The sequence below is a fragment of the Puia sp. genome (assembly GCF_036500295.1).
Taxonomy (GTDB): domain Bacteria; phylum Bacteroidota; class Bacteroidia; order Chitinophagales; family Chitinophagaceae; genus Puia.
Genome location: NZ_DASYCH010000121.1, coordinates 43,347 through 53,764, shown reverse-complemented (window position 1 = coordinate 53,764; position 10,418 = coordinate 43,347). Strand labels below are relative to the sequence as shown.

The window sequence follows — 10,418 nt, the reverse complement described above, 5'->3', positions numbered from 1 at the left end:
TCCTCGACCACGAGGTGGTCGTCATCGGCTGAGGTGCGGCGCTGGTCAAAATCAGACAGGTTTCGGTGAATTATAGATAAGCGGTTTTCGCGTTGCCGGCGTATTTTTAAGAATGAACAAGCACCATATCCTTACCGCGCTCCTGCTGACGACCGGTCTCCTGTCAGCGAGCGCCCAATCCACCACCGAAGGCAACCTTGCCATCGTCGCCACCGCCACGGGCTCCGGCCGCAACAGCGGCACGCTGACCACGCTGAACGACGGGGAGACACCAACCCCTAAAGGCAACTCCCGCTATCCGCGGCCTCCCCGCCAGGCCAACCAGTGGGTGCAATATGAGTGGGCCCAACCGGTGACCACCAAACAGGTCGCCGTCTACTGGTGGGACCTCAATCATCTCGCAAAACTGCCATCGAACTATCACGTCGAATACTGGGACGGTAACGCCTTCCAGCCTGTACATAATGCCGCCGGCCTCGGCCTCGAAAGTCAGAAGTATAACACCACGACCTTCGACGAGGTGACGACGACAAAACTTCGCCTCGTCATGGATTCCAGCGATCGCTACAACTCTACGCTGGACGAATGGACCGTCGCCGAGTCGGAACATTCCAAACCCATCGCCCCCATCGTGGAAGCCGGTGACGACCGGGACGTGATGCTCGACGGCAAGACCTATCTCGACGCGCATACCAGGAGCGTCCATCCCATCACCAAGGTCGAATGGACAAAACTCAACGGCCCGGGCACCGTCAGCATCGCCAAACCCGATGCCGCCTATTCTACCGCCACCTTCTCCGCTGCCGGCACCTATGAGCTCCGCTTTACGGCCTGGCAGGGCGGCCTCCATACCAGCGGCAATATCCGCGTGAAAGCGGTCGCGCCGCCGCCCTCCAAGCGGCTGGACGTCGTCTATACAAAACATTACAGCATCGACAGCAAACTTTGGAACGATCGCGCCAAGGTCATCATCACCAACTGGATCCCCTGGTGTATCGAACAGTGCGAACGCACGGATCTCACTACTGGTGAAGGCGGGTTGGACAATTTCATCGAAGCAGCCAAGGCCTTAAAAGGCGAGCCTCACGGCAAACACAAGGGCTATGTCTTCTCCAACGCCTGGGTCCACCAGACCGTGGAAGCCATGTGCGAAGCCCTGATGGTCGACCCGAAGGGCGATGCCGACATCATCGCGGCGCAAACCAGGATGAAGAGCACCCTCGAAAAATGGATCCCCATCATCCTCGCGGCACAGGAACCCGATGGCTATCTGCAAACGGCCTGGACGCTTCGCGACACCAGCCGCTGGCATCATCGCTGGTCGCCTGAAGGCAGGGGTAACCACGAAGGCTATGTCTCGGGGTATTTCATCGAATCGGCCATCAACCATTATACCCTCACCGAAGGGAAGGACAAGCGGCTATACAACGCAGCCAAGAAGCTCGCCGACTGCTGGGTAGCGAATATCGGCCCGGGTAAGATCGCCTGGTTCGACGGTCACCAGGAGATGGAACAGGCCCTGGTCCGCTTCGGCCGGTTCGTCAACGATATGGAAGGCCAGGGTCATGGCGACGCCTATATAAAACTCGCAAAGTTTCTCCTCGACAACCGCCATGGCGGTACGGAATACGATCAGAGCCATGTGCCGGTTCAGGAACAATATGAGGCGGTGGGTCATGCCGTGCGCGCGATGTACACCTATTCGGGGATGGCGGATGTGGCGGCCGAGACGAAGGATGTGGATTACCAGAGCGCCGTGTATTCGCTCTGGGACAATATGGTCAACCGGAAATACTATATCACCGGCGGCATCGGCAGCGGCGAGACCTCGGAAGGCTTCGGCCCCGACTATTCCCTGCGCAACAACGCCTACTGCGAATCCTGCTCCAGCTGCGGGCTCATTTTCTTCGAGTACAAGATGAACCTGGCGTACCACGACGGGAAATATGCCGATCTCTATGAGGAGACGATGTACAATGCCCTGCTGGGTTCTCTCTCGCTGGACGGCAAGGATTTCACCTACACCAACGCCTTGTCGAGCGCCCAGCCCCGTTATGAATGGCATGTCTGTCCCTGCTGCGTCGGCAATATCCCCCGCACCCTGCTGATGATGCCTACCTGGACCTATGTCCGCGGTGACGATGGACTCTATGTCAATCTTTTCGCCGGCAGTACGATCAAGGTGGAGAAGATCGCCGGAACGGATGTTCAAATGGTTCAAAAGACGGACTATCCCTGGAGTGGCAAGGTCGATATGACGGTCAACCCCGATAAAGCGGCTACGTTTACCCTCTATGTCCGTGTTCCCAACCGGACGACGTCCGAACTCTACACGCCCACCCCGCAGGTGAACGGTCTTGTCTCGCTCAGCGTGAATGGCCAGCGCATGAACCCGGTGATCGAACATGGTTATGCCGTCATCCATCGCACCTGGAAGAAAGGCGACAAGGTCGATATCGAACTGCCCATGAAGATCCAGCAGGTGACCGCCGACGAGAAGATCGAGGCCGATCGCGGCAAAGTGGCCCTCCGCTACGGACCCTTGCTGTACAATGTCGAGGCGGCGGATAACAAGGATATCACCCAACCCATCGGGTCGGCGCCGCTTTCCCTCGCGTGGGAGCCTACCCTGCTCCATGGTGTCATGGTGATCAAAGGGCAATGGGCCGATGGCTCACCGCTGGTGGCCGTTCCCAACTATGCAAGGTTGAATCGCCTTACACCTACGGCGATTCCTGAAAATGGTAATAAGCCGCCCATCTCCATCGTATGGATAAAAAAATAGGCCTTTGGCCGCTGTTGTGCTTTTCTTTGCTGGCCTCCGCCCAGCAAAAGGACTCGCTTTGGAAGAATGATGCCTTTACCGTCCAGCCGGCTACAAACGGAGTTGCCGGCATCTGGAAGACGGGCGACCGCTATCCGACCAACTATGTCCGCAAGGGCCGGGTTTTTGGCGACGTAGTCGTCCATGCGAGCGATACCAGCCAACAACTCGTCCATACGCGCTGGGAACTGAAGGGCCAAAAGCTCCTCTGGACGATCAGCCTGCGCAACCCCGGCGCGCATCCCGTCACTATCGAAGACCTCGCCCTGCCCCTGCCTTACAACAGCGGCGGCGGAGAGAACCCCACCGAGATATTCGAACAGCGTGTCGTCAAGCACCATTTTATCTCGGGTAACAATTCTTTCATCTTCTGGGAGCGTCCAACGGGCGTCGGGCCCTATCTCCTCATGCTGCCTACGCAAGGCACCTCGCTGGAATATTTCGCCACGGGAACGGGCGAGAACCGCGGCGCGTTCCAGGTTTTTATCCATTCGGCCCATGCGGTCACTACCAAGACCGGCAGCTGGCGGCAGCCCAACACGAAACTTATTTTAAAAGCCGGCGAGCAGAAGCAATACCATTTTGTCTTCCGCTGGGCGAACAACTACCAGGAACTCCGTGATATCATCGTCGACGAGGGTGGAATCGATGTCCGGGTCACACCGGGTATGACGGTCCCCAATGATCTCGACGCGACCCTTGCCCTGCGGACGCGGCGGAAGATCGGCTCCATCAGTGCTGAATTTCCTGCCGCGACTACTATCAGCGCGGAAAGGCAACTCCATCCGGGCACAAGACTTTACAAAATCCACTTCAGCCGACTTGGCGAGAACCGCCTGACGATCGACTATGGGGAGGGCGAGCGTACCTATCTCGAATTCTTCGTCACCGAACCACTCGAGACCCTTTATAAAAAGCGCGCGGCCTTTATCGTCGACCACCAGCAGCACAAAGACCGGACAAAATGGTATGACGGACTCTTCTCCATCTATGACATGAAACATCATGTCCTGCGCGGACCGGACAACCCGGATTATTTCGACACCAGCCGGCTCAGCTATGTCCTCACCTGTGACGATCCGGCCCTTGACAAGGCGCCGTTTGTAGCCGCAAAAAATCTATACTATCCCAACCCCCACGAGATCGACGGCCTCGAATATTATATCCGGCATTATGTCTGGGGCGGGCTCCAGCGCACCGATAAGGAGACCCCCTACCCCTATGGCGTTTATGGAACGCCCAACTGGAAGGTCAACCGGGACACCGCGCTGCGCAAGCGCAATGCCAACGACCGCAACAAGGACAAGATGCATGTCTGGCGGTCCTATGACTACCCGCATATCGTCATGCTGTACTACCATCTCTACCAGATAGCCAAGCGCTACCCCGGCATGACGCATTACCTCGACGCAAAGGGGTATCTTGAACGTGCCAAGGAAACGGCAAAGGCCTTTTTTCTTTACCCGTACGAGATCCTGCCCTGGTATGAGACCTATAAATGGGGGTGCTATAACGAGCTGTTGCTGGTGCCGCTGATGCGCGACCTGGAAAAGGAGGGATTTGCGAAAGATGCGGCCTTCCTGCGCAGCGAATGGGAAAAGAAGGTGAAATACTTCATCTACGACGACCCCTATCCTTTCCGCTCCGAATACGCGATCGACGCTACGGCTTTCGAGTCCACGGAGGCGCTGGCAAAATACGCGCTCCTCCACACCCTGCAGCCGGACAGCAATCTTTGGTTCGACAAGAACCTGAAGCGCTGGTACTCGCATCCGCATATCGACAAAGCCGATGCAAAAAATTTCATGGATCGCCAGATGGCGGCCAACATCGCCCTGCGGGGTTCCATCGAACCGGCCTACTATTATCTGGGCAGCGACTATCGCGGGCGCAGCGATAATTTTACCCTCACTTATATGACCCAGATGGGTGGCTGGTCCATCCTGGATTATGGCCTGCATTTTGCGGCTGATCCGGCGGAATACCTGCGGCTTGGTTATGCCGCCTATCTTGCGCCGTTTGCCCTGATGAATACGGGTACGGCCGCGAGTGGATATGGCTTCTGGTATCCGGGGAAGGACAACGATGGGGCGAGCGGCTGGGCCTTCGAATCGCAGCAGCACACCAACACCTGGATACAAAAGGTGCAGGACCGGGGCCCCTGGTATTATGACGGCGAGGTTGACCTGGGCTATGGCGGTGCGACCCGCAGCGCGGCGACTATCCTGACAAAGGACCCCGTTTTCGGGTGGACTGCGCTCGGCGGCACGCTAAGTATGCAGGATCATCGCATGGCCGTTATTCCCCGCGACGGACTGCGGACAAGATTCTTCTACCGCAACGGGGCCGATGGATTCGATCTGGAGTTGGACAGAGACGGCTTTGCAAAGGATAAACCCATTCTCATTGCCACGCCGGACGGCGGGATCAGCTTCGCCATCGAGAACCGGTCGGGCGACACCCATATCACGACTATTACGCTGACAAAACACGAATCATCAAACCCGCCGGCGAAAGGTGAGCCCTCAAACGCCCTGAAAAAGGGTGGCTCCGCAAAAAATGTCGAAGTGACTGTTAAACCGGGAGCGCCGACAAATGTCAGACTAGATTAGAATTTAGTTAAAATTGGTAAAGGATCGATCAATCCGTAAACAGGATGATCGGCTTAGTGGGATTATATTTGGTTGGACGGTGCTTTTAACCATTTAAATCAGAACTATGAGAAAATGTATGTGGATTTTCAATCCAATGCTATTGCTCTTCCTCTTCCTTTTCTATTCCAACCCCTCCCTCGCCCAGATCTCCCCAAATGCCTATGCCCCCTGTCAGGAGATGCCCAACCTGATGGAGAATTATAATGCCGATCTCCGGGCGCTCGTCCGGTTCTATACCAGCAGTTTCTATGGTGGACGGAACGGCGGCAACTTTGTACCCACCGATGGCGGGTCGCCCGAGAAAAGGGCCCGTCTGAACACGTTGTATCATGAATACCTGGACAAGCTGGCGAAGCTGGACTTCAAGGGTCTGCAGCAGGAGTGCAAGGTGGACTATATCCTTTTCAAGCGCGACCTGAACCAGAAACTCGAGCAGTCGGCCACCGAAGCCAACCAATATAAGAAGGTGAAGAACTATTTCCCTTTTTCCGACAGCATCTATGCCATCGAGAAACTCAGGCGCCGGGGACATGTCCTCAATGCCGAGCTCCTCGCCAAGGACTGGTATGACTATAAGAAAGCGATCACCGACCTGCAAAAGAAACTGCGCGGCGATTCGTCTCTCGACCGAGAAGCCATCTTCGAAGCCGGAACGGTGATCACCGATCTCAAAAGAGCCATAACCAGCATCAACGATTTTTACAACGGGTACGATCCACTGTACACCTGGTGGATGCCCAAGGTCTATAAAGAACTGGATGACGCGCTCACGGCCTACGCGGCGTCTTTCAAGGAGAAGAACAGCAAATTCACCGCTCCGGACAAGAGCGGCATCGTCGGTCAGCCGGTAGGCCGGGAAGAGCTGATGCGGCAGCTGAAATATGAAATGATCCCGTACACCCCTGAAGAACTGATCGACATCGCCAACAAGGAATTTGCCTGGTGTGACAAGGAGATGCTCAAGGCCAGTCATGAGATGGGTTTTGGGGATAACTGGAAGGCGGCGCTGGAGAAAGTGAAGAACAGCTATGTCCCGCCCGGACAGCAGCCCGAGATGATCCTCCGGCTTTTCAACGAGTCCGTCGACTTCCTGAAGAAGCACGACCTGGTGACCATTCCCCCGCTGGCGGAAGAGACCTGGGGCATGATCATGATGACGCCTGAACGGCAGCTTGTCAACCCCTTCTTCACCGGCGGTAACGAGATCAGCATCTCCTATCCCACCAATACCATGGAAGAAGATGACCGGCTCATGAGCATGCGTGGCAACAACCCCTATCTGTCGCGTGCGACGGTGCATCATGAACTGATCGCGGGTCACAACCTCGAGGCCTTTGCCAACGCGCGGCACCGCACCTACCGGAATTTCGGATCGGGGTTCTGGACCGAGGGCTGGTCGCTCTACTGGGAATTGCTGCTGTGGGATATGGGATTCCCCAAGACGCCGGAAGACCGCGTGGGGATGCTCTTCTGGCATATGCACCGCTGTGCGCGGATCATCTTTTCTCTCAATTACCATCTCGGAAAATGGACACCGGAGCAATGTATCGATTTCCTCGTTGACCGTGTAGGGCATGAGCGGGCCAATGCCGCGGGCGAGGTGCGCCGGTCGTTCGAAGACCGTTACCCCCCACTCTACCAACTGGCTTATCTCACGGGCGGCAGGCAATTCTACGCCTTGAAAAAGGAACTTGTCGACAGCGGCAAGATGACCTACAAGGAGTACCACGATGACGTGATGAGTCTGAATGCCATGCCCATCGAGATGATCCGGGCTATCCTGACCAAGCAACCACTCGACAAGGACTATACCGCCAAATGGCGATTCTATGATGACATGAACCTTAAGTAGTTGAACACTCCTCTCTGACCTAATTATTAACGCCAAACAAAAAAGGTATGAATCAACCAAAACAATCCAACCGCTGCCGGCAGGTTGTACGCCGGTGGCCGCTGCTGTTGGTGCTGCTCCTCTGTCTGGCCGCCATTCCCGCGGCCGCGCAGACAAAAAAGATCACCGGGAAGGTGACCGATGAGGCGGGTAATCCTGTCTCCGGCGCCACGGTCCGCGAAAAAGACAGCCGACGTGGGACTGCCACCGATGCGGCAGGGAATTTCAGTCTGACGGTAAAAAACAATGCCGTCCTTATCGTCACTTCCGTGGGTATCGAACCCCGCGAGATCACCGTCGGTGAGACCGACAATTACGACATCAAGGTCAAGCCGAGGGACAACAGCCTCAATGAGGTGGTGGTCACGGCCCTTGGCATCAAGCGCGAGAAAAGAGAACTTACCTACAGCACCCAGCAGGTGACGGGCGCGGCGCTCTCGGCCTCCAAAGAGACGGGGGTGCTCAATGCGTTGACGGGTAAGGTGTCGGGAGTTCAGATCACGGCGTCCAGCGGTCAGCCCGGTGCTTCCTCGCGGATCGTCATCCGGGGTAACAGCTCGCTGCTGGGGAACAACGAAGCGTTGATCATTCTTGACGGGATCCCCATCAATAACGATCAGACCGGCAACCCCAGTGGAAGCGGCAGCGGCACGAGCCGGCTGTCCGATATCGACCCCAATACGATCGAGAGCATCAACGTCCTGAAGGGATCGGCGGCCTCCGCGCTCTATGGCTCGGCCGCGGCCCGTGGCGTGGTCCTGATCACCACAAAGGGCGGCGCTATCAACAGCAAGCCGAAAGTGATGGTCAACTCGCAGTACTCCTTCGAAAACCCCATCCTCCCGAAGATGCAGACCAGGTATGCCCTGGGTGACCGTGGCGTATACTTTGACGGGGACACGAAGAAGACCAGCGCGGTTTGGGGTCCGTCGATCGACAGCCTGCGCAGTGTGGGTCTGCTTTCCTATTATAAGGACCCGCTAAAGGCCTTCTTCACGACAGGCCACACCTGGACCAATACGGTCAGTGTCGGCGGCGGAACGGACCGGAGCAGTTATTTCTTCTCTTATTCCAACCTGAATCAGACCGGAACGGTGCCTACGACCAAATACGGACGAAACGCCATCTTTGGGAAGTTTACCAACAAGATCACCGACCAGGTGACTGCCACCCTGCAACTCAACTATAGCCTTTCCTCCAGCCATACCATCCCGGAAGGGTATGATCTTACCGACCCGCTCTGGACGGTATATACCTCGCCGTCCACCTGGAACCCGCTGCCCTATCTCGATGCAAACGGCAACCAGCGGGTCTTCCGGCTGAGCCGCAACAATCCTTATTGGGACCTGCACAATATTTATACGAACAACAAGAACAGCCGCTTCATCCCCGTCGTCACCGTCGTTTACAAGCCGTTAAACTGGCTGACCATCACCGAACGCGGGGGCGCCGACACGTACACGGAGCAGCCGGATTATTACGAGGCCCCCAGTACGGCCCTCGTGACTACGGGCCGGGTCATCCAGAACAGTTCGAACTTCCGGCAGTTGAACAATGACCTCATCGCTGAGGCCCGCCATGGCTTCGGCGACTTCGACGTCAGCTTCCTGGTGGGGAATAATATTCAGTCCACCTATTCCCAGACCCAGAGTACGACGGGAACGGGTATTTCCATCGCCAACCTCGACAATATCTCCAATGGGGCGGTGATCACCGGTTATGATACCCTTTACCGCGTCCGGAAGATAGGGTTCTACGGGCAGGCGAACGTCAGCTACAAGAACTTCCTCAACCTGTCGCTGACCGGCCGTTATGACGGCACTTCGGTCCTTGCGGATAAAAAGAACTTCTATCCTTACGGCTCGGCCAGCGCCGGCTTTATCTTCTCCGAGCTTATCAAGGTGCCCGCCATCAGCTTTGGCAAACTGCGGGTGTCTTATTCCAGCGTGGGTAACGACAATGTCGGACCCTATTCGCTGACTACGCCCTACCAGTCCGCCGGCGCCTTCCCCTATGGCGGTAATGCCGGTTTCCTGATCAGTCAGTCTCTCGGCAACCCGTATCTGCGCAATGAGATCACCAAGGAAGCGGAGGTCGGGCTCGAAATGCAGTTCCTCCACAACCGCGTAGGTTTCGAGGTCAGCTATTTCAACCGCAATCACGACAACCTGCTGACCCAGGGTGTACCCATTGCGCCCTCGACGGGATTCAATTCCACCACGCTGAACGCGGCCTTTATGACGAATAAGGGTATCGAAGCGTTGGTGAATATCACGCCGGTCAAGAGCCGCAATTTCACCTGGGACATGACGCTGAACTATACCCGCATCCGCAACAAGGTCACCAAGATCTTCGGCAACACGCCACAGCTGCAGATCGGCCAGACCTGGGCCTTTCTCGGGAAGCCTTATGGCGTATTCTATAGCCCCGGCTATCTCCGCGACTCGTCTACGCATGAGATCATCGTCGATGCAAGCGGCTTGCCTATCTCCACGCAGAACAACGAGATCATCGGCAACCTGCAACCCGATTTCCTCGCGGGGGTGAACAACAACTTCACTTTTAAGAACTGGACCGTCGGCTTCTTCCTGGATTACCGGAAGGGAGGCGATATCCTCAATTCCGATGACCGGTATGGCTATTTCTATGGGACGCCGCTGGTCACGCAGAACCGGCAGGACCTCGTCGTAAAAGGCCTTGTGCAGGGGACCAAACAGCAGAATACGAAGGTTGTCCATGCCGAGGACTATTTCCAGCGCCTCAACACGAACTACGAGGCGGCGATGCAAAGCGGGACCTACCTGAAGCTGCGGACGGCGTCGATCGGCTATAAGCTGCCTGCGCAGATGCTTGGCAAGGGGCCTTTCAGCACGGTGAGCCTGACGCTTACCGGCCGGAACCTCTTTATCTATAAACCGGGGTTCACGGGTTCCGATCCCGAGGTCAGCAGCTATGGAACGGGCAACGGTTCGCAGGGGGTATATGGCAACACTGTTCCCACCTCCCGTTCGTTTAACCTGACCCTCAACGTGAACTTCAAATAACAAAC

At 56.4% G+C, this 10,418-nt stretch carries 4 protein-coding genes; all 4 read left to right on the top strand.

The features are described from left to right. Positions 1-112 precede the first annotated feature (112 nt). The 4 genes from VGM48_RS22535 to VGM48_RS22520 all read left to right on the top strand — a co-directional run bounded on the left by VGM48_RS22535 (position 113) and on the right by VGM48_RS22520 (position 10,413). Positions 113-2,785, top strand: coding sequence for a glycoside hydrolase family 127 protein (locus tag VGM48_RS22535; protein WP_331582749.1), 2,673 nt, complete (start codon positions 113-115; stop codon positions 2,783-2,785). Beyond that, positions 2,770-5,436: a DUF5695 domain-containing protein gene (locus VGM48_RS22530; protein WP_331582747.1), complete on the top strand. Its 2,667-nt coding sequence runs from the start codon at positions 2,770-2,772 to the stop codon at positions 5,434-5,436. The genes VGM48_RS22535 and VGM48_RS22530 overlap by 16 nt, the downstream gene beginning before the upstream one ends. Positions 5,437-5,542: 106 nt before the next feature. After that, positions 5,543-7,330 carry a DUF885 family protein gene (locus tag VGM48_RS22525; protein WP_331582744.1) on the top strand — a complete coding sequence of 596 codons (1,788 nt, stop codon included), beginning with the start codon at positions 5,543-5,545 and terminating at the stop codon, positions 7,328-7,330. A gap of 47 nt (positions 7,331-7,377) precedes the next feature. Next, the gene (locus VGM48_RS22520) at positions 7,378-10,413 is read left to right on the top strand and encodes a SusC/RagA family TonB-linked outer membrane protein (RefSeq protein ID WP_331582742.1); all 3,036 of its coding nucleotides are present in this window, start codon (positions 7,378-7,380) and stop codon (positions 10,411-10,413) included. Positions 10,414-10,418 lie beyond the last annotated feature (5 nt).